The sequence below is a fragment of the Paenibacillus sp. FSL W8-0194 genome (genome assembly GCF_037969745.1).
Lineage (GTDB): Bacteria > Bacillota > Bacilli > Paenibacillales > Paenibacillaceae > Paenibacillus_AQ > Paenibacillus_AQ cookii.
Genome location: NZ_CP150205.1, coordinates 2,272,860 through 2,294,141 on the forward strand (window position 1 = coordinate 2,272,860; position 21,282 = coordinate 2,294,141).

The following is a 21,282-nucleotide window of genomic DNA, read 5'->3' on the forward strand; positions in this document are numbered from 1 at the left end:
GAGATGAGCAGAGCAGAGGATAGCAGAGGGTTTAGCGCAAAGAGCGGACGAGACGCAGAGCCGGCGGAAAACATGCTGGAGCGGATCGTCTTTATCGGCAGAACGTACGAGGAATATATGCGTATGTTCTGCCTCGAGGAGCATCATATCCAAGGCAAAAGAATCTTGGACTGTCCGGCCGGCGCCTGCTCGTTTACGGCCAAGGCGGGCGAGCTTGGCTGCGAGGTGACGGCGGCGGATATCGCATATGGCCATAAGGCGGGCCGGTTGCTTGAAAAGGGCCTCCGGGATATCGACCATGCCATGGAACATGTGGCAACGCAGCGGGAGCGGTACATTTGGACTGAATTCCGCGATGTCGAAGCATTGCGCGCCGAACGTCTTCAAGCGCTGCGGTCCTGCACGGAGGATATGGAAAGGCGTCCGGAAAGGTACGTGCCCGTGACGCTGCCGTCGCTGCCCTTCCGGGACCGGCAATTCGACTTGACCTTGTCGGCCCATTTTTTGTTTACATACGCCGACAGGCTGGACGCGGAGTTCCATCGCGCCGCCTTGCGGGAGCTGCTTCGGGTCACCGGCAAAGAGTTAAGGATTTTCCCGCTGGTTGACCAAAGCGGCCGCAGGCCGGATGAAGCGGAGCGATTGATCGCGTTTGCCCAGAGCGAGGGATGGGACGCGGAAACGAAAGCCGTACCGTACCATTTTCAGCGGAATGCCGATCACGTGCTTATTTTGCGTGCAGGGAGTAACGGATCTTGATCACGGACACCCTGGCCGCTAACGCCCTTTCCGGCGCCATAAAGGACAGCAGCATGCTGCTGTCCTTTATGTTTAATCCGGATCCGGAGATGGCGGGGACGCCGATCGAGCCTGCCGCCCAACGAACAGGAACGTACAAAGGAAAACCGGCGAGTACCGGAAGATCATGGAGGATCAACATGGAACACGCATTTATTTTTGATATGGACGGGGTCATCATCGACAGCGAGCCGATTCATTTTGACGTCGATATCCGAACGCTCGGGCATTTCGGCGTGGAAACGAACGAGCAGGAGCTGGAACGGTTCGTCGGGATGACGAACCCGGAAATGCTGGGCATTTTTAAACAGGAACGAAATTTGCCCCACACGGTGGAGGAAATGATCGAATACCAATTGAACCTGAAAATGAACATTCTGAAGAATCTGGAGATTGAGCCGATCGCGGGGGTGGTGGCCCTGATGGAGCAGCTTCGCGAAATGAACATTCCCATGGCGGTTGCCTCCTCATCCCCGAGAGTATTCATTGAAGGCGTCTTGGGGAAATTCGGTCTGAGCCGTTTTTTCAAGACGGTGGTCAGCGGCGAAGAGGTTCCCAAAGGAAAACCCGCGCCCGATATTTACCTCGAAACGGCCAAGCAGCTCGGCGTGCAGCCGCAGCATTGCGTCGTGCTCGAAGATTCAAGAAACGGCATGCTTGCCGCCAAAACGGCCGGCATGAGATGCATCGGATACCTTAATCCGAACTCGGGAAACCAAGATTTGGCCGAAGCGGATCTACAGGTACGTTCCTATGACGAGATCCGGGTACGGGAACTGTTCGGGAACGATCTATAGCAAACCAAAGCAAAGGAGCGGGGATCCCCCGCTCCTTTGCGTCATGAAAAAAGCACATCAACCGAATCGTTGACGTGCTTTTTTGAGTTTAGAATCCAGTCGCCGGTTACAATGACCCGGCACGACTGCTTTACATCGTTTAGAGATCGTCCCGCAGACGCTCCAACACCGTGTCGGACCACAAATTCCAAGGGTGCTCCGCAGGGGGCAGGGAAGTCAGGACCACGTTCTCTTTGGTCACCGGATGCGGAAAACCGACCAAGACCGACCAAAGCGCGATTTGCTGCCCGGGTTTGTTGACGCGGCTTCCGTACTTTTGGTCGCCGTACAACGGGCAGCCTGCCTGATTCATCTGGACGCGAATCTGATGCGATCTTCCGGTATGCAGCTCGACCCGGACGAGGCTGAAGGAGCCGTCGGTGCCGAGCACCTCGTAATCGAGGACAGCCTCCTTGGCCCCCGGGGTTCCGGCCTTGACCACGGAGACCGTATTGGTCTTCGGATCCTTCAACAGCATATCCCTGAGCGTGCCCCGGGGAGCGGGGAGCCGTCCGTGAACGACGGCCGCGTATATTTTGCGGAAGCTCCTGCTGCGGACGGCTTCGGACAGGCGCGAAGCGGCTTTCGACGTTTTGGCGAAAATCATCGCGCCGCCTACCGGCCGGTCCAGCCTGTGCACGAGCCCCAAATAGACGTTTCCGGGTTTGTTGTAACGCTCCTTAATGTCTTCTTTCAGCAGCGTAAGCAGGTCGGGATCGCCGGAGACGTCGGCCTGGGTCGGAATGTTGACCGGCTTGACGATGCCGAGCAGGTGATTGTCCTCGTATAATATCGGCAATTGCGATGCATGTTCTTGGCTCATAACCCGGTCACGACTCCCAGCGGCCGAGGATGCCGCACGGCAAATGAAGCCCGGACGCCGTGATCGGAAGCCCCAGCTCTCCGCAGGAGATGGTTCCGCCGAAACGTCGGCCTGCGGTCATGCTTAAAACGTTGTGAAGCACGGTCGGCGAAATGCCGGTCGTATAGGAATTGATAAGCATGAACAGCGGATTGTCGGACATGATGCCCATGCAGCTTTCCACGAACGGGTACAGGCTCTGCTCCAGTTTCCACATTTCCCCGCCGGGTCCGCGACCATAAGACGGAGGGTCCATGATGATCCCGTCGTAACGGTTTCCTCTGCGGTGTTCGCGCTGCACGAACTTGAACACGTCATCGGTGATGAAACGGACCGGGCGATCGCCGAGGCCCGACAGCTGAAGGTTTTCTTTCGCCCACTGCACCATGCCTTTCGCTGCGTCGACGTGGACGACTTCCGCTCCGGCATAAGCTGCCGCAACCGTAGCGCCTCCGGTGTAGGCGAACAAATTCAGCACTTTGATCGGCCGTTTGGCCGCCGCAATCTTGTCCATCATCCAGCGCCAGTTGGCCGCTTGTTCCGGGAACAGGCCCGTGTGCTTGAAATTGGTCGGGCGGATATAAAATTTTAATTGGTCGTAAGAGATCGTCCAGCGGTCCGGAAGTTTCTTTTTCATGTCCCAGTGTCCGCCGCCGGAAGAGCTTCGATGATAATGGGCGTGAACCTCGCGCCACTTCACGCTTTCGTTTTGGATAGGCCATATGATTTGCGGGTCCGGTCTGCGGAGGATGACGTCCCCCCAGCGTTCCAGCTTTTCGCCGGATCCCGTATCCATCAATTCGTAATCTTGCCAATCACGGGCTACATACATTTTGCGATCCATCCTTCTAGGCATTTTTTTCATGAATTAACATAACCATAACCTCTATTGTACAACATTTTACGGTAACAATGCACTTGGTTCTGCTTCGTTTGACGGCATTTTGGCTTCCTATTAGGTTGCTGCCGCTTCCTGACGGAGGCCCTTCTGAATAGAATGGGATCATCCATTTTTCAAAGGAGGCTGCGCCTGTGCCGGCAAAAAACGGAAAACAGTTTATCGAGCGTATCGATCAGGCCAACCCCCGGGTTTGGATAGACGGAGAACGAGTGGACGGCAGGCTTTCGGATCATGCTGCTTTTCGGGGGCTGATGACTACGCAGGCGGAGCTGTACGATTTGCAGCATCATCCCGATTATAGGGAGCGCATGACCTATTGCTCCCCGTCCACGGGAGACGCCGTCGGATTGTCGTTTAAGCAGCCCGTAACGAAGGAGGATTTGGCGAAACGCAGGGAGATGATGACGTTATGGGGAGAGCGGCATCATGGACTGCTGGGAAGATCGCCGGATTACATGAATACCGGGCTGATGGCATTTTACGCGGCCGCCGGACTGCTTGGCGAAAAGAAACCCGAATTTGCGGATCGTATGCGAGCCTATTACGTCTATTGCCGGGAGCGTGACATCTCCCTTTCCCATGCATTCGTGCAGCCCCATGCCAGCCGTTTCGACGAATTGCTTGAGGACGGCAGCATATCCAGCTGCGCGGCGCGGATCGTTGAACGGAATCAGGAAGGCATCGTCGTAAACGGCGCTTTTTTGCTGGCAACCCAAGGCGTGACGACGGACGAAATTTTGGTATACCCTCCGGCCTCGCCGTATATGCCCGAAGAGGACAGTCCAAGAACGTTTGCGTTTGCCGTTCCGAACAATCTTCCGGGCATGCGTTGGATATGCAGGGAAAGCCTGGCGCAAGGCGTTTCGGCATACGACTATCCGCTCAGCTCCCGGTTTGACGAGATGGATACGCTGGTCTTGTTCGAAGACGTTCTTGTGCCGTGGGAGCGCGTGTTTATCCTGGGGGACGAGCGGCTGTCCATGCGATTTTTCAATGCAAGCGGTTTTCATGTCCACTGCGGCCATCAGGTGCTTTGCAGGTATGTCGCCAAAACGGAATTTGCGCTGGGCATTCTTTTTTATATGGCCGAGACGTTGGATCGGGCTTCTTATCCGTCCACCATCGATAAAATTACGGAAGTCATCGCGTTTTTCGAGACGCTGAAATCCCTGCTCATTGCCTCGGAAGCGGGAGCGGCTCCCGACCGTTTCGGAAGCATGCTCCCGGACCGGCGGCCGATTTGGACGGCAAACGTGCTGTTTCCCAAGATGTATCCGCGCATGATCGAACTGATTCAGCTGCTTGGGGGAAGCAGCGTCATCATGATTCCGTCCGAGCGCGATTTTGCGTCCGAATCCAGCGAAGCGATGGAACGTTACCTCCGGGGCGCAGGCATCGACGCATGTTCGAAAACGGCGCTGTTCCGCCTGGCGTGGGACCTCAGCTCGAGCGGGTTTGCCGGGCGGCAGACGCTGTACGAACGGTTCTTTTTCGGCGACCAATCGGTCGTTGCGGGCAGGCTGTACCATGCGTTTACGGACAAAGAGGCCTGCATCGGGAAAGTGAAGGCATTTTTGCGTCCAAAAGACGAATAAGCTGCAGGCGGCGCGAATAAGTATGTATGGGGAAACGTAACCAGGCAATCATGGGAGCAAGGAAACCGCCCGACAGAGCCATCCTGATTGCAGGGAGGCGGACGGTTATGACCATCGACCAGCTGATCGCGCTGCTGACGCTTGTCGTCATGATTATCACACTTGCCGTAAACCATGAAAAACCGAAGCAGTAGAAGCAGCAGGGAAAGGGAGCCGGGACCGGCTCTCTTTTTTTGTTCCCTCCCAAAAAAAGAAAACATAAACCCATCCCGTACACATACATATTTTAAAAAATGCTTCGCCAGATTCTGATCATGTCGTCAACATCTTAGCAAGTGCTGCGAACCGGAAGGAGGAAACCGGCTTGTCATTGAACGCAAATGTGAAAACGGATACACCCCTGGAACCCAAGGTCAAGCGGAAAAGGCGATTCACCCGGAACGACTGGATGGGTTACCTGTTCAGCGCACCACTGATCATCGGCGTGCTCGCTTTTGCGATTTATCCGATGATCGCTGCGCTGATCATGAGCTTCCATCAAACCTCGGGACTATCGATCGGCGGAACATGGGTCGGCCTAAGCAACTACGATTACGTGCTGTCGGATTCGCTGTTTTGGCAAGCGCTTACAAATACGCTTTTTATCGGCATTTGGTCGGTACTTCTCGGCATCGCCCTGTCCTTTATTTTGGCGAGCCTGATCAACAACCTGAAATGGCATATGGGCAAAAACTTTTTCAAGGCCGTATTTTTTCTGCCGAACGTCGTGTCCGGGGTGGCGACGACGCTGCTGTTTTCGTTTCTGTTTTACCCGTCCAAGGAAGGGCTGCTGAACTTCGTCATCGGCTTGTTCGGCATCGACCCCGTCGGCTGGTTCACGAATCCGCAGGTGTCCCGGTACAGCATCGTTCTGATGAGCTTATGGGGGGCGCTCGGTTACAATACGATCATTTTTTTGGCGGGGCTGCAAAGCGTTCCGCGGGATCTGTACGAAGCTGCCGAGGTCGACGGCGCGGGTACCTACCGCAAATGGCTGTATGTGACGATTCCGTATTTAAGGCCGATATTCGTGTTCATGCTCATCATGGGCACGATCGGAGGCATGAAACGGTTTACGGACGTGTGGCTGATCGGCGGCACGGCGGGCAATCCGGGCGGCAGCCTGATGACGGTGGTGCTGTATATTTACCGAAACGCCTTTCTCTCCTCGCAGATGGGTACGGCGACCGCAGCCTCGTATTTGCTCTTTATCATGATTTTCGTGCTGACGGCGGTCATGATGCTGCTGAACCGGCGGAAGGATAGCTTCGACTGATCGGGGGAGTTGCAGCAGCTTCAACCCGTCCCATTCTGAGTTAGGAGGTCAATCGATGAACACCGTGGATGCCAATTTCAAGCACCGGCGAAAAAAGATTTCCCTGAACCAATGGATATTGACGATCGTGCTTTCGCTCGGATCCTTCGTTATGATCGTGCCGTTTCTGTGGATGCTCGTCACAAGCTTCGACTGGGCTGCCCGTCTTCATATCAATTTCCCGCCGAGGCTGTGGCCGGAGGAACCCTCCATCAAAACCTTCGAGGCGGCGTTTACCAGCATCAAGATGTTCCGATACATTTCGAATTCGATTCTGGTGAGCGCCGGCGTCATCATCGTCAGCGCCTTGTCGGCGCTGCTCTCGGGGTACGCGTTATCCAAGCTGCGTTTCAAGGGGGCGAACATCGTGCTGCTGCTTGCCTTGAGCACGATGATGATCCCTTTTGAAATGACGATGATCCCGCAATATTTGCTGTTCAGCAAGCTGGGGCTTGTCGATAATTATTTGGCGTTTTACCTGCCCGCCCTGAACTATGCGTTCGGGACGTTTTTGGCCAAAGCCTTTTTCGATCAGCTGCCGACGACGCTCCGGGAGGCCGCCATTTTGGACGGAGCGAAGGAGGGGTCCGTGTTCGGCAGGGTGTACCTTCCGCTGTGCACGCCGATCATCGCCACCATGGTCATTTTGCTCTTTTTGGGCGTTTGGAACGACATGCTGTGGCCGCTTCTGATCCTGAAAAAAGCGACCAAATACACCATCCAAATCGGCCTCGCGATGTTCACCTACAACAACGGCATCGACAAACAGCCTTCCATCATTATGGCTGCCACGACTGTAAGCCTGATTCCGGTCGTCGTCGTATATATGTTTTTGCAGCGCTACATTATCGAAAGCATCGCTTTGTCGGGAATCAAACAGTAAGCAGCGTTTTGAAGTGCTTCCATTCCAGGTGTGATGAAAAAGGGGGAACGGATTCATGAAAAAGCTTCTATTGCTTCTCATGTCCAGCCTGCTGACGCTTTCGCTTGCAGCTTGTTCGGGCGGATCGGATACGGACGTCACGGGCGGCGTGGAAATCAAGAAGGTGTCCGACATGAAAGGGAACGTCAGGGTGGCGTTGGCAGGATGGCAGCTGGACAACGGCATCAACGCGCAGACGGGAAACCCGACCATCGGGCTGAACGAGTATCTCGAGCAGACGTTCAACAAAATGTATCCGAACATTAAACTCGAGCTGTATCAAATTCCATGGGAAAACGTCAAAGCCAAACAATCCGCGATGCTGCTTTCCGGCGACGTGGATGTGCTGTACACCGGCGGAGCTTTTGCGTCCCAGTGGTACCAGGACGGATTGCTCCGGGACTTGGATGACCTGATCAAGGAAGATGCGAGCTTTGACCCGAATATTTACCTGGCAGGCATCATGAACAATTCCTACAGCACCAAGTCGCCCGACGGCTCGAAACAATTCGGCATTCCGGTGGCGCTTGGGCGCAGAATGACCATCTACGACAAAAAGCTTTTTGAAGACTGGGGAGTGGAACCGCTTTCCGCCAAAGCCGATCCGGCCGAAATTCTTGAAAAGGCCAAAAAAATGACCGGCAAAAACCCGAAAACCGGCGAAGATAACTACGGACTGTACTGGAGCGGCAACTCGCTCAACGGATCGACGTTCGTCGCGTTGACGCTGGCGTTTGGAGCCAAAGGCGCCGAAGGCACGTTAAAGGACGTCAAGAACATCAAATGGCATTTGAACACGCCGGAAATGGTGAAGGTCATGGAATGGCTGAAGGAAGCGGCGAAACTGCCGCCGGCCGGCTTCGTGAACGCCCAGGGCGCGGAGAACTTCGGGCTTGAACGCAACAATATCGCGATCGCGCTGGATTCCACCGGCGGCTCCACGATGAACGAATATTTAAGCAAGAAAAACAAGGAGCTGCTGGACCGGTTTGAGCCGGTCATGAACATGGGACCCAAAGGGGAAGGTTGGGTGGCGGTCGACCCGTTTGTCATGGCGAAAAACGCCAAGGACGTCAAAGCCTCCTGGGAAGTGCTCAAGTTCCTGACGAGTCCGATGACCCAGCGGTACATGTACGAAAATTTTGCGCTGACGCCGACGCTGAAAAATGCGGATTTCGTCTCCCCTGAAGACAAATACGTCAAAAAGGCGCTGGAAATCGCCGAAGTGGGCCACTCGGAACTCATGGACGAAGCCAACCCCTTCTACATGAGCGACATCGTGCCCGCGGTGAACGGATTCATCAGCAAAGCGGCCACCGGCAACGCTCCGGATATCCAGTCATTCCTGGACGATCTGCAGCAGCGCGCGGAAAAATGGTCGGCAAACTTGAAGTGACAGCCAAGGTGCAAAGCTCCCCGCGGAGCTTTGCACTTATCCATTTCGTTTTCGGGTGACGGGCGAGAGATGGGAGGAGGACTGAAGATGAAGAAGGGAATCAATCAATGGTGCTTCCCGCCGGGGACTCCGCTGAGCAAAGTGCTGCGCACCAGCTCGGCGGCCGGATTTGACACGATCGAGCTGAATCTGTACGCTCCCGGCGGCGTGGGATTGACGATGGATACGACGCCTGAAGACGCGAAAGCGCTCGGGAGGCTGGTCCGCAGCTATGGGCTGACGATCAGCAGCCTTTCGACCGAGATGCTTGGAAAATACCCGCTTAGTTCCCCGGACAAAGAAACGAGGAGCCTTGGGGTAGAATCCATCCGCAAGCAAATCGAACTGGCGCTGGAGCTTGAAGTCGATACGATCCTCGTCGTGCCGGGGCGGATCGAAGAAAACGTCTCGTACGAGGAAGTATGGGAGCGCTCGACGATGGCTTTGCAGCCGCTGATCGACGATATCGCCGGCACGCCTTTAAGCATCGCCATCGAAAATGTTTGGAACCAGTTTCTGTGGAGTCCGCTTGAAATGGCCCGCTACATCGACCAGTTCGAATCGGAGCATGTCGGGGCTTATTTCGACGTCGGCAACACGCTGGCCTTCGGAAGACCGGAACATTGGATCCGGACGCTTGGAAGCCGCATCCGCAAAATTCACGTGAAAGATTTCCGGACGAAGGTCGGCAATTACCACGGTTTCGTGCCGCTGTTATCCGGGGACGTGGACTGGCTGAACGTCCGCCTGGCTTTGAGCGACATCGGATACCGCGACAGCTTGACCGCCGAGCTGGAACCCTACGCAAGTTTTCCGGACCAGCTGATCTTTGACACGTCCCGCCATTTGGACGTCATTTTGGGCAAAAATCCGTATTAACACGCGAAAAAAGCGAAGGGGAGGCAGGCAAATGATCAGAATCGGCGTTGTCGGGGCCGGGATCATCGCTGCAGAGCATCTGAAGCATATTCAACGGAATGAATGGGCCGAGCTGGCGGCCGTCTGCGACGTCGCGCCGGCTGCGGCGGAACGGGCCGCCCGGCAGTACGGGGGAAAGGCGTATGATGATTTCGACGAAATGTTGGACCGCGAAAAGCTGGACGCCTTATTTATATGCGTCCCGCCGTTCGCCCACGGGAACATGGAAGAAAAAGCAGCGGAACGCGGGATTCACCTGCTCGTCGAAAAGCCGCTTGGACTCCGCATGGATGAGGTCCGCCGGAAAGCGGAAGCATTGGAGCAATCCGGGGTCATCACCGGGTCGGGCTACTGCTTGCGTTATATGGAATCCGTTCAGCGGGCCAAACGTTACCTGGAGGGCAAAGAGATCGCGATGGTTCGGGCTTACCGTTTCGGAGGACTTCCGCCCAATCCATGGTGGGTGGACCATGCCAAGTCCGGGGGACAGCTGGTGGAGCAGACGACGCACAACGTGGATTTGATGCTGTATTTGGCGGGCGACGTCCGCAAAATATCCGCCGACATGGGGCTGCTGCTCAGCCGGGACGTTCCCGGGATCACCACCCCCGATGCGGCTTCGGTCAACATGGTGTTTGCATCGGGTGCCCTCGGGCATATCGATACCGGGTTTTTTCCGCAGCCGGACGGAAGGTCTTCGCTGGAAATGATGGGGCGCAACTTCAGGCTGACCTTGGAAGGCAGCCACTTGACCATCACGGAACCGGATCAAACTTGGGTATTCAAAGGCCGGGGCGATTTTTACCAGGCGCAGGACGATGCCTTCATCCAGGCGGTGGAAACCGGGGACCGCAGCCTGATTCTCGCCCCGTACGTCGAGGCGCTGCGGACGCTTGAAGTGACGCTGGCCGCCAACGAGTCCGCCAAAACGGGGCTGCCGGTTATTTTCTGATCAGGCCCGCCGCGGAATCAGGTTGCCGCAAACAGGGGACCGTACGTGACCGTTTCATCCGCCATATGGGGTGAAAACGGTCTTTTTTTGTCTTTGCGTGGGAAGCGCAATTCGCGATTTTTCGGCAAATCGGTTAAACGGAAGCGCGTATGCCGAACATCGCCGAAAAATGACGGTACACTTATGCCCGATGCGAATTTTGCAAAATCATGACTTGTATACCGCGCGGAGAAGTAGGATAATCAGTTATAACGGTTTGCCGCAAAATACCATCGACATTTTTTTTGCTGCTGGAGACAAAGGAGAGAAACGAATTGAAAACGGAAACAAACAACATGGCGCCGCCGTACCGCGCCGACCAAGTGGGAAGCTTCCTGCGTCCGCAAGTTCTCAAAGAAGCCAGAGCCAAGTTCCAGGAAGGGCTGATTTCGAAGGAAGAGCTGCGCGCAGTCGAAGACGCCGAGATCGTGAAGCTGGTGGACAAACAGAAGGCGGTCGGCCTGACGGCCGTGACGGACGGCGAGTTCAGACGCACATGGTGGCATCTGGACTTCATCGAAGCCATCCATGGAATCGAGGTGTTTGATCTCGATGCTTCCGGCTTGTTCCATGGAGCCATGAGCAAAGCCAAAGGATACACGGTTGCTTCGAAGCTGGCTTTTCCTGCGGATCATCCGTTTTTGGAGGATTTTAAATTCCTGAAGCAGGCTGCGGGGGATCATGTGGCCAAGTTTACGATTCCGGGTCCGAACATGATCTTTTATTCCGGCGTCGTCAACAGCCAGAAATATGCCGATCACCCTGCATACCCTGCTTTGGAAGATGCCGCGAAAGACATCGTGCAAGTATACCGTAACGCGATTCAGGCATTTTACGATGCCGGCTGCCGCTACCTTCAGCTCGACGATACAAGCTGGGGCGCGTTGTTCAGCGACGCGTTTCGGGAGAAAATCAGGGCGAAAGGCTACGATCCGGATGAACTGATGAAAACGTTCGCCGATATCACCATCGAAGCCGTCGAGCAAAAGCCCGCCGACATGGCCATCACGATACACATTTGCCGCGGCAACTTCAAATCTTCCTGGCTGTACGACGGAGGTTATGAGCCGATTGCCAAAGAGCTGTTCTCCCGCGTGAACGTGGACGGCTTTTTCCTGGAATACGACAGCGATCGTGCGGGCGATTTCAAACCGCTTCGCCATATCCGGGGCCAGCGCGTCGTGCTTGGACTGGTCACCACCAAAACCGGCGAGATGGAAAATATGGAAGACATCAAGCGGCGCGTGCGGGAAGCGGCCGAATACGTGCCGCTCGAACAGCTCTGCCTGAGCCCGCAATGCGGCTTTGCTTCGACGGAAGAGGGCAATGCGGTCGCGGATCAGGACCAGTGGAACAAGCTGGGGCTGGTCGTTTCGGCGGCAAAGCAGATCTGGAACTGATTTTCGGCTGATCCTTCAGCGGCATGCAAACAACACGAGGCGCAAACATCTGTGCTTCGTGTTTTTTGTAGCGCCATTCAGCCGCGGCCGCGGCGGCCTTCGGGGCTTGCCCTCCGATGGTTTCGGCTCCTCAAAAAAAAATCTCCCCGGTACCGGGGAGAACAAATTCGATCAGATCAACGCGATCGCGAGCAGAGTAAACAAGCTAAGCGGAATAATCGCTCTGCGGTAACCCCATCCGTAAGGCGAAAAAGCTGAGGTTCGGACAGGCCCGTCTTGCTCGGTTTCCAAATACACGCGCTCCCTGTCGACCTTCACGATTTTCCCTACATGCACTTTGCCGTCAGTCGTTAATATGCGAACCTTCCGATTCATGCAATGCAAACAGTTATAATACGCGTCCATCATATCACTCCTTTGCGCTGACAAAATATCATATGAAAGAAGAGGATCTACGGAAACGGCGGTTATACCTTCCGCCAGCGGCGAAAAACGATTTCTAAACGATAGATTTTAAGGGTCGCGGAAACGGGAGGGGTCGCATGTCCCCGCGAATAAGCGCTGACCCGGCATGTAAGGTTTATTGCAATTTTGCGCTCCGTAATATAAAATGGATTTAAATTTTAAATCGGCGGGTGAATTTTGAAATTTATTTTTATCCTGTCGAAAATTTCATGATTTTTCTATTTTTTCAATTATATTGATTAACCTCTTGTTTTTATGTACACTAGCGATTGACGCAATTGGATTCTATTAAACTGAGATGAGTAGGGAAACGTATGTCAATACACGATAACATTTTGATTAAAATTCGCGAAATGAAAGACAGCCTGACCCCGGTCGAAAAAATGGTAGCGGAATACGTTCTGCAAAACGTCGAAGAAATCCCCCATCTATCGATCAAAAACCTGGCGCAGCTGACGAAAACAAGCGACGCGTCCGTGCTTCGTTTTTGCAAAACGATGGGATATTCGGGTTACCGCAGCTTTATCGTCAGCATCTCGGCGTCGCTTGGTTCGATGGAGGAGCAAAAGGATCAGTATACGGACATCCAGCCGGGAGACGACCTGTCCGTCATCATTTCCAACACGTTCAGAAACAACATCAAATCGATCGAAGACACGTTAAGCGTCATCGATAAGAACGAAGTGGAACGAGCCGTGCAGGTGCTGCGGAAAAGCAACCGCATCGTCTTTTTCGGCATCGGCGCTTCGGGTTTGGTCGGCATCGACGCGGAACAGAAGTTCTCGCGGATCAATAAGATGTGCCATACGTACACCGACGGGCACAGCCAGTTGACCGCCGCGACGCTGCTCGACAAAGGGGACGTGGCGGTGTTCATCTCCAATTCGGGCAAAACCACGGAAATTCTGGACTCGCTTGAAATCGCCAGAAAAAGCGGGGCCACCATCATCGCCATTACGAAATACACGAAAAGCGAGCTGGCGGACAAAGCGAATATCGTGCTGAATATTTCGACCCCCGAAGTGACGATCCGCAGCGGCGCCATGGGTTCGCGCATCGCCATGCTGACGATCATCGACATCCTGTTTGCCGGGGTGGCAAGCGCCGAATACAAAAACGTGAAAAAATATTTGACCAAAACGCATAACATCATCGCGGCAAGCAAACACCGCTGACCGATGCGATCCAGACACCGGCCTTTCGCCCGAAAGACGGTGTCTTTTTTTGTTTTCCGTTGAAGGTCCGCAGGCGTACAAGCTAAAATTAAACAACAATAATTTATTTTATAATAAAATAATATTTCAAAAACTGTTGACCAAAATGAAATTTCTCGTTAATATGAAATCAAGAAGAGGATTTGGCAAATATCAAAAGTGCGGTTTTGATACACATGATGTAGGGAAAGACCATATAAAAAGAACTACATATTGTGCCTTGATCCGTCTTTGGAATTTGCGACTTCCCAGAAATGAATATATGGATAGGAGGATCGCAATGGATGAGTATCTGGCGGGGCTGACAACAGAGGGTATCAATGAGCAGACTCGGATGATCGATGAATGCAGCACAGAAGAAATGCTTCGTCTCATGAACGAACAAGATGCCAAGGTTCCGGCCGCCGTGGCTGCGGAAATCCCGCAGATTTCGAAGGCGGTGGACGTTCTGCACCGCGTGCTTAAAAATGGCGGCAGAATGTTTTATATAGGAGCAGGGACTTCGGGCAGATTGGGCGTTCTGGACGCATCTGAATGTCCGCCGACATTCGGCACTGATCCTTCGATTGTGCAAGGTCATATTGCCGGAGGCGATGGAGCGCTGAGACTGGCTGTGGAAGGTTCCGAAGACAGTGCGGAGGAGGGGGTTGCATTAATCGAGCAGTGCGGGATCACGGACAAGGACGCGGTGATCGGCATTACGGCGAGCGGCAGCGCGACATTCGTCATCGAGGCGCTTCGGAAAGCGCGCGAGATCGGAGCGGCAACGATTGGCGTCGTAAACAACAAACCGTCCAAATTAGAGAACGTCTGCGATATCTGCATTGCGCCGGTGGTCGGGCCTGAAGTGATCATGGGTTCAACGAGGCTGAAAGCCGGAACTGCCCAGAAATTGGTTTTGAATATGCTCAGCACATGTACTATGGTTAAGTTAGGCAAGACCTACAATAACCTGATGGTAGACTTGAAAGCGAGCAACATCAAGCTTCGGGATCGTTCGATCCGCATCATCAAATCGGCAACAGGGGTCGATGACGCCAAGGCTGCCGCCTATTTAGAAAGCGCTTCCATGAACTGTAAGCTGGCGATCATGATGATCAAAACCGGGCTTGCGGCAGGTCCGGCCGAAGAGGCGCTGAACCGGGCCGACGGCAGCTTGAAAAAAGCAATCCATGAGTTCAATCAGGTCGTTTAAGGATTTGGCTTAAAGAAACAGAAGGTCTAATACGATTTATATTTTCAAGGAGGCTTGTTTTTGATGATGAAAAAGAAAATGCGCGTATTGGCATCCGTCTTTGCCCTCAGCATGGCCCTGACCACATTGTCCGCTTGCGGCGGCAAAGACGACAAAGCTGCGAACGTGGACGATCCGAACGCAAAAGACACCATCACGGCGCTTTTGCCGCCGGTATCGGCAAACTTCCAAGACCGTTTTAAAGATATGGAAAAACAATTCAATGAAAAATATCCGAACCTGACGCTCAAAATCGAGCCTGCCAGCTGGGAGGACATGACGCAAAAGCTGGACACGCAGGTCAATGCAGGCAGCCCGCCTGACATCGCATTTATGGGCTCCGACGGCATTTCGAAATATGCGCAGAATGACATGCTGATGGATATTTCCGATGTGGCCACCGAAGATATGCTTAAAGATTATGACGCTGCACCGCTTGAATACATGAAAAACGGCAAAGGCCTGTACGGTTTCCCGGCATACATGGAAGCTCATGCGATCGGCGGCAACAAAGAGTATTTAGAAAAAGCCGGCATCGACTACAAAAAGGTGCAAAAAGAAGGCTGGACCTTCGACGAATTCCGCGAAGCGATCAAAAAGGGCGTCGTGACTGAAAACGGCAAAACTTCCCGTTACGGATTCGTATTCGCAACAGCCGGCGTCACCTCCAAAGATTACCTCGGCATTCTCGTGAAAAGCGCCGGCATGCCAGCCGCATTCACGAAGGACCTGAAATATGCTTACACAAGCAAAAACTTCCTGGAAGTGCTGAAGGACATCCGCGTGATGATCGACGACGGCTCCATGCCGAAAGAGCTGAGCTCCATTGATGCCGGCAAACGCTGGAACATGTTCCTGACAGGTCAAACGATGATCACCGGTAAAGGCCTCGCCGTATTCGAAAGATCCGCGAAGCTGAACAACGAAAAGCTGAAAAACAAAGACGACAGCGCTGTCAAAGGTTCCATTCCTGTTGAATATGTCGTGCTGCCTGTGCCGTCTTTTGCAGGTGCACAAGCGCAAGCAAGCGTAGCGGTAGACGGTTATGTTACATTCCAAGGCACCAAAGATCCAACCGCCGCCCACAAAGCAAATGTGGTTAAAGCAGCAAACTTCCTGTCCAGCGGCGAAATTGCGGCGACGACCAACAACGAGCTGTATGTAGCCCAAATTACGGAAAGCGGCAGAAAAGCGGCCGAAAACATGCCTAACGAACGCGATCCGGATAACAAAGCAGCGGTGGAAGCGATGCTGAAAACAGCGGTTCCTGCCCGTCCTGATATCCCTACGGATCTTGGTGCAAAAGCCATCAAGCTTGAAGATGAAGTTATCGTGCCGAAACTTCAAGCCCTGATCGCCGGCGAAATCACGCCAGAGGCGATGTACGAAGCGGTGAAATCCGCTGCGGTTCAAGCCTTCGGCGAAGACGGCATCGTAAAAGACTAGAGAATACAATTGGAAGAAAGCCGTATGACTTCCATACGGCTTTCACCCAATTGCCTTTGAAAAGAAGTATGAAAGGGGTTTCGCAAGATGACTGAATATGCCAAACCGATCAAACGGCGAAAAATAAAAGGCGATGCAGCATGGGGATATGCTTTTATAGCCGTGGCCCTTTTGGTTTTTGCGATGTTTACGTTATATCCGGTAATCAGCGCACTCATCATCAGCTTTCAACAGTATAAGCCGCGGGGTTCGGAGTTCATCGGGTTTGACAATTATACGGCCACATTCAAGGACTCGTTGTTCTGGAAGGCTGTCGTAAACACCATCGTCTATACGGTTTTGACCGTACCGGTGTCGCTTCTCCTCTCTTTTGCGGTATCGATCATGATTCTGCCGCTGAAGAAAAAAATGCAGACGGTATTCAAGGCGGTTTATTACCTTCCGGCCGTCGCTTCCGGCGTGGCGTTGTCCCTCGTTTGGCTGTGGATCTTCGATCCGATGCCTGTCGGAATATTTAATAAGGTGACTTCGTTTTTTGGCCTCGGCACGCATAACTGGCTTGGATCCAGCGCCTATGCCATGTTCTCGCTCGTTTTGATGGCTTGGCTGTCCAGTCACGGCACGAGTATCATCATTTATCTTGCCGCATTGCTCGGCATTGATGGTAGTTATTACGAGGCAGCTGAACTCGACGGAGCTTCGTTTTTGCAAAAGCTGTGGTACATCGTTGTGCCTTGCCTGAAACCGACAACCCTCTTCCTGCTGGTAACGGGCGTCATCGGTTCCTTCCAGGTATTCCAGAACGCCTACCTGATGACGGGCGGGGGACCGGACAACGCGACGACGATGGTAGGTTTGCTGATCTTCAACAACGCGTTCAAATATTTCGAATTCGGCAAAGCCGCAGCGCAGTCGCTTGTACTTGCAGCCATTATTGCGCTCATTTCGGTCATTCAATTCAAATTCCTGGGCAAAGACGTGGAATATTAAAGGAAGGAGATGCAGCATTATGTCGCTTTATAACCCTCATGCAGGGAGACCTCAGCTCCGGCTCGCCAGAAACACGGTTCTGATCGCCATTCTTCTGGTATTCGCGCTGGCAACCCTGTTTCCGATCTACTATATGATTATTTCTTCCTTTGGTGAACCCGTTGAAGCCGGGGCCATGGATTACAGACTGATCCCGGGCAGTTTTTCTCTGGAATCATACAAATTTTTCTTCGAATTCAGCGAATATACCTACCGCTGGCTGCTGAACTCCTTGATTGTGGCAACCACGGTTATGGTCACAAACGTATTGTTCGCCAGCATGGCGGGATATGCGTTTTCGAAAATCAAATTTAAAGGCAGAGCGCTCATTTTCTCGCTGCTGCTGATCGCCATGATGATTCCTTATCAGGTGACGCAAGTTCCGCTCTATATTTTGATCGTCAATATTTTTCATATTCAAAACACGTATACGGCATTGATTTTGCCGGGTCTGGTCACCGTGTACAACATCTTTCTCGCAAAGCAGTTCATGAGCAGCATCCCGAACGAAATTTTGGAATGCGCCAAAATCGAAGGCTGCAACCAGTTCCAAATCTATTTCCGTATCATTATTCCGTTATCCAAAACGGTACTTGCAGTCATGGCCATTTTGACCTTCATGGACAACTGGAACACGTTCTTCTGGCCGTTCCTGGTCACCAACTCCATGGATATGCAGACGATTCAGGTCGGACTGAAAAACTTCCGTTTTGCGAACACGACTTATTTTGCGCCAATGATGGCAGGCGCGACCATTTCCGCGCTGCCGATGTTCATCCTGTTTTTCAGCCTGCAAAAATACTTCCTTGAAGGCGTTACCGTAGGCGCGGTAAAAGGCTGAACCGATGAAGCGCGAAACTTTGGATATGCATGCAAGCCGCTATGCCGTAGGACTTATGTCCGGCACGTCAGTGGATGGAATAGATGCAGCCGTGGTACGGATCGCGGACGGTCCCGGAGGGGAGATCGCCGTTTCGCTGGTTGCCTTTGAAAACAGGCCGTATCCGGCTGCCGTCAGGCAGGAGATTTTCGAGCTGTTTGATCCGGTCAAGGCTACGATCGACAAAGTCGGAAGCATGAACGTATTGCTGGGCGAGCTGTACGCGGAAGCGGCGCTCGCCGTCATTAAGGCGGCGGGGCTGAAGCCCGCGGACATCGCCGTCGTCGGCTCGCATGGCCAAACGATTTATCATGCGCCGACCGCAGAAAAGCGCCATGGACATGACATACGTTATACGGTGCAAATCGGGGAAGGATCGGTCATCGCCGCGCGGACGGGAATTCCGTGCGTGACCGATTTTCGCCCCGCCGATATGGCGGTAGGCGGTCAGGGAGCGCCGCTCGTTCCGTTCACCGAATATTTGCTTTACAGGGAAGCGAATCGCACCCTCCTGCTGCAAAATATCGGCGGCATCGGCAACATGACCGTCATTCCCGCCGGCTGCGCGCCGGAAGACGTGTATGCCTTCGATACCGGACCCGGAAACATGATCATCGACGGCGTCGTCGAACGCCTGTATCCGGGACAGCTCACGATGGACATCGGAGGGGCGATTGCCGGCCGGGGGACGGTCGACGAGGAGCTGCTCGTTTTTTTAGCCAAAGAACCTTATTATGCGCAGCCGCTTCCGAAATCCACCGGCAGGGAGCTGTTCGGCTCGGCCTATATCGAGAAGCTGCTGGGCATTGCTGCGCAAAAAGGCATGAAGCCGGAGGATGTGGTAGCTACCGTGACGAAGCTGACGGCCTGGTCGATCGGCGACGCATACCGCCGCTACGTCCAAGGCCGCACGCCGGCCGATGTCCTGATCGTCGGCGGAGGCGGAAGCTATAATCCGGTATTGGTCGGTTTCCTGCGCAGCGAAATGGAATCCATGGGGGTCGAGGTGCTGACGCAGGAGGAAGTCGGCCGCAGCAGCGACGCGAAGGAAGCGGTGGCGTTTGCAATCCTCGCCGATTATGCGATAAAGCGGAAGCCGAACAATCTGCCGAACGTAACCGGGGCCGCAAGGCCCGTCATCATGGGAAAAATAAGCTACTAAATCTCTGACAGGGGACGGAGGTGCCGCTGAGCATGATTGATGCCTGGGATGAAAAATATACGCAGGCGGTCATCGATTTGTGGAATCAAGAGGCCGTAAAAGACGGGTACAAGGAGCTGACGGAGCAAAGCTTCCATCATATTTTCGCTTCCAGCCCTTATTTCGATAAGCTGAACGCATTCGTCCTGATCGAAGACGGACGGGTGACGGGGTTTGCCTGCGGGTGTACCGGCGACGATCTTCCGCTGGGGCAAACGGCAGGGTACGTGACCTGCATCGTGCTTGAGGAGGCGAGCCAGACGGACGAACAGTACAAAAAGCTGCTGCAAGCCGTCGAAGGCCGGTTTCGGGAGCTTGGCAAAAAGCAGGCGGACTTCCTGTTTTTTAATCCGATGATGCTGCCGTGGTACATACCGGATACGCCGCGGCATGAACATAACAACGCCCCGGGCGTCCCGACGGGCAGCAGGCTGCATTCCTTTTTGCTTGGCGAAGGTTATGCGGAACGCGCCCAGGAGTGCGCGATGTATTTGAATCTCGGGCAGTTTTCCATGCCGGACGAAATCCGGGCGAAAGAGCGGAAAGCCGCCGAAGAAGGCTATCGGGTGGAACTGTTCGACGGCGCGAAACACGAAGGCGTGGCCGGCATGCTTCAAGGGTTAAACAACCCGTTGTGGGAAAAGGAAATCGGCAAGTGCACGTCGGAAGGCACGCCGGTTGTCGTCGCGGCGCACGGGCGCCAGGTGGTCGGTTTTGCCGGGCCGGTCATCCGCCAGGATAACGGGCGGGGTTATTTTGCCGGCATCGGGGTGCATCCCGAGCACGAAGGGCACGGGCTGGGCACGATTTTGTTCTTCAAGCTGTGCGAAGCGTTCAAGGCGATCGGGACCGATTATATGTCGCTGTACACGGGCAGCACAAATCCGGCCATCCGGATCTATGAAAAAGCAGGCTTCCGAACCGTAAAACGATTTTCTATCATGAGAAGGGAGTTTTAGGAATGAGCGAACAGAAATTGACGATTATGGCCATCGGCGGACATGTCGGGGATGCGGAATTGACGGCAGGCGGGGTGCTGGCCAGCCACTCGCTGAAAGGGGACAAGATCGTAACGCTTGCTTTGACCGCGGGCGAACGCGGCGTGCCGGCCGGGCAGGACATGGCCGAATACCGCCGGCAAAAGGTCAACGAAGCGAAAGCTTTTGCCGATATGCTCGGCGGCGAATCGATCGTATTCGATATTCCGGACGGCGAACTGAAGGATAACGAGGACATGCGTTTGCGCGTCTGCGATTGTATCCGCCAAGTCAAACCGAACGTGATCATCACGCATTGGAAAAACAGCATGCACAAGGACCATGCGATTACCCATAACATCGTCAATGACGCCCGTTTCTTTGCGGGACTCGCTTCCTTCGAAAGAGAGCTGCCGGCGCATTTTGCCTCCAGGCTGTATTATGCGGAAAACTGGGAGGACGCGGTGGACTACAAGCCGTATGTATACGTGGATTTCTCCCAAGAAGCATTCGACCTGTGGGTCAAAGCAACGGAGCAGCATTGGTTCGTCACGAACAGCAAATCGTTCCCTTACCTGGAGTACTACAAACATTTGGCAAGGGTTCGCGGGATCGAAGCGCGCAAGGAATACGCCGAAACGTTCATGGTTCCGGAAGAAACGAAACGCGTGCTGAAAAGCGATCTGTTGTAGGAAAAGGATAGAAAAAATGACTGCCTGCAGGGCAGGATTCGGCAAGCTGGCGCTTGTTTGAATTCTGCGAAGCCGCACCATTTCCGGACGGAATGGACTTTTGCGGAGCGGCAGTCATTTTTTTCAAAAACG

Annotated in this window: 21 protein-coding genes; 18 read left to right on the forward strand and 3 right to left on the reverse strand. The window is 53.8% G+C overall.

Features of this window, described 5'->3' with window-relative positions; genetic code table 11:
- The first annotated feature begins 3 nt into the window (after positions 1-3).
- Both MKY58_RS10145 and MKY58_RS10150 read left to right on the forward strand, forming a co-directional pair.
- Positions 4-759 carry an SAM-dependent methyltransferase gene (locus MKY58_RS10145; protein ID WP_339324420.1) on the forward strand — a complete coding sequence of 252 codons (756 nt, stop codon included), beginning with the start codon at positions 4-6 and terminating at the stop codon, positions 757-759.
- Positions 756-1,595, forward strand: a complete 840-nt coding sequence (locus MKY58_RS10150) for an HAD family phosphatase (protein ID WP_339324421.1) — start codon at positions 756-758, stop codon at positions 1,593-1,595. The genes MKY58_RS10145 and MKY58_RS10150 overlap by 4 nt, the downstream gene beginning before the upstream one ends.
- Before the next feature lie 139 nt (positions 1,596-1,734).
- Here the strand turns inward: MKY58_RS10150 and MKY58_RS10155 are convergent, their stop codons facing one another.
- Positions 1,735-2,457, reverse strand: a complete 723-nt coding sequence (locus tag MKY58_RS10155; RefSeq protein WP_339324422.1) for an RNA pseudouridine synthase — start codon at positions 2,455-2,457, stop codon at positions 1,735-1,737.
- A 7-nt stretch (positions 2,458-2,464) separates the two neighbouring features.
- Positions 2,465-3,328 carry a class I SAM-dependent methyltransferase gene (locus MKY58_RS10160; protein ID WP_339324423.1) on the reverse strand — a complete coding sequence of 288 codons (864 nt, stop codon included), beginning with the start codon at positions 3,326-3,328 and terminating at the stop codon, positions 2,465-2,467.
- A gap of 200 nt (positions 3,329-3,528) precedes the next feature.
- On the opposite strand from MKY58_RS10160, the gene MKY58_RS10165 reads away from it, so the two are divergent.
- From MKY58_RS10165 to MKY58_RS10200, 8 genes are all read left to right on the forward strand, one after another.
- Positions 3,529-4,992 (forward strand): 4-hydroxyphenylacetate 3-hydroxylase N-terminal domain-containing protein, encoded by a 1,464-nt coding sequence (locus MKY58_RS10165; RefSeq protein ID WP_339324424.1) that lies wholly within the window; start codon positions 3,529-3,531, stop codon positions 4,990-4,992.
- 50 nt (positions 4,993-5,042) lie between these two features.
- The gene (locus MKY58_RS10170) at positions 5,043-5,186 is read left to right on the forward strand and encodes a hypothetical protein (protein WP_339324425.1); all 144 of its coding nucleotides are present in this window, start codon (positions 5,043-5,045) and stop codon (positions 5,184-5,186) included.
- Positions 5,187-5,440: 254 nt separating this feature from the next.
- A complete protein-coding gene (locus tag MKY58_RS10175; RefSeq protein ID WP_339325108.1) occupies positions 5,441-6,307 on the forward strand; it encodes a sugar ABC transporter permease in 867 nt (288 codons plus the stop codon).
- Between the two features lie 55 nt (positions 6,308-6,362).
- Positions 6,363-7,229: a carbohydrate ABC transporter permease gene (locus tag MKY58_RS10180; RefSeq protein ID WP_339324426.1), complete on the forward strand. Its 867-nt coding sequence runs from the start codon at positions 6,363-6,365 to the stop codon at positions 7,227-7,229.
- Positions 7,230-7,284: 55 nt separating this feature from the next.
- Complete coding sequence (locus MKY58_RS10185; protein ID WP_339324427.1) at positions 7,285-8,664, forward strand: extracellular solute-binding protein; 1,380 nt, start codon at positions 7,285-7,287, stop codon at positions 8,662-8,664.
- A gap of 87 nt (positions 8,665-8,751) precedes the next feature.
- Positions 8,752-9,582, forward strand: coding sequence for a sugar phosphate isomerase/epimerase family protein (locus tag MKY58_RS10190; protein WP_339324428.1), 831 nt, complete (start codon positions 8,752-8,754; stop codon positions 9,580-9,582).
- A gap of 31 nt (positions 9,583-9,613) precedes the next feature.
- On the forward strand, positions 9,614-10,573 hold the full coding sequence (locus MKY58_RS10195) for a Gfo/Idh/MocA family oxidoreductase (protein ID WP_339324429.1): 960 nt from the start codon (positions 9,614-9,616) through the stop codon (positions 10,571-10,573).
- A gap of 335 nt (positions 10,574-10,908) precedes the next feature.
- Positions 10,909-12,012 (forward strand): 5-methyltetrahydropteroyltriglutamate--homocysteine S-methyltransferase, encoded by a 1,104-nt coding sequence (locus MKY58_RS10200; protein WP_339325109.1) that lies wholly within the window; start codon positions 10,909-10,911, stop codon positions 12,010-12,012.
- Positions 12,013-12,183: 171 nt separating this feature from the next.
- Here the strand turns inward: MKY58_RS10200 and MKY58_RS10205 are convergent, their stop codons facing one another.
- A complete protein-coding gene (locus MKY58_RS10205) occupies positions 12,184-12,417 on the reverse strand; it encodes a hypothetical protein (protein WP_339324430.1) in 234 nt (77 codons plus the stop codon).
- A 374-nt stretch (positions 12,418-12,791) separates the two neighbouring features.
- Between MKY58_RS10205 and MKY58_RS10210 the strand changes: the two genes are divergently transcribed.
- From MKY58_RS10210 to MKY58_RS10245, 8 genes are all read left to right on the forward strand, one after another.
- Positions 12,792-13,652 (forward strand): MurR/RpiR family transcriptional regulator, encoded by an 861-nt coding sequence (locus MKY58_RS10210; protein WP_036708118.1) that lies wholly within the window; start codon positions 12,792-12,794, stop codon positions 13,650-13,652.
- A gap of 319 nt (positions 13,653-13,971) precedes the next feature.
- Positions 13,972-14,886 carry an N-acetylmuramic acid 6-phosphate etherase gene (gene murQ / locus MKY58_RS10215; RefSeq protein ID WP_212948354.1) on the forward strand — a complete coding sequence of 305 codons (915 nt, stop codon included), beginning with the start codon at positions 13,972-13,974 and terminating at the stop codon, positions 14,884-14,886.
- Positions 14,887-14,952: 66 nt separating this feature from the next.
- Entirely contained in the window at positions 14,953-16,371 is a 1,419-nt protein-coding gene (locus tag MKY58_RS10220; RefSeq protein WP_339325110.1) for an extracellular solute-binding protein, read from the forward strand.
- Between the two features lie 87 nt (positions 16,372-16,458).
- A complete protein-coding gene (locus MKY58_RS10225) occupies positions 16,459-17,361 on the forward strand; it encodes a sugar ABC transporter permease (protein WP_339324431.1) in 903 nt (300 codons plus the stop codon).
- A 19-nt stretch (positions 17,362-17,380) separates the two neighbouring features.
- The gene (locus MKY58_RS10230) at positions 17,381-18,241 is read left to right on the forward strand and encodes a carbohydrate ABC transporter permease (RefSeq protein ID WP_310859170.1); all 861 of its coding nucleotides are present in this window, start codon (positions 17,381-17,383) and stop codon (positions 18,239-18,241) included.
- 4 nt (positions 18,242-18,245) lie between these two features.
- A complete protein-coding gene (locus tag MKY58_RS10235) occupies positions 18,246-19,442 on the forward strand; it encodes an anhydro-N-acetylmuramic acid kinase (RefSeq protein WP_339324432.1) in 1,197 nt (398 codons plus the stop codon).
- Between the two features lie 32 nt (positions 19,443-19,474).
- Positions 19,475-20,440 (forward strand): GNAT family N-acetyltransferase, encoded by a 966-nt coding sequence (locus MKY58_RS10240; protein ID WP_339324433.1) that lies wholly within the window; start codon positions 19,475-19,477, stop codon positions 20,438-20,440.
- Between the two features lie 2 nt (positions 20,441-20,442).
- Positions 20,443-21,150, forward strand: a complete 708-nt coding sequence (locus MKY58_RS10245; RefSeq protein ID WP_339324434.1) for a PIG-L family deacetylase — start codon at positions 20,443-20,445, stop codon at positions 21,148-21,150.
- Positions 21,151-21,282 lie beyond the last annotated feature (132 nt).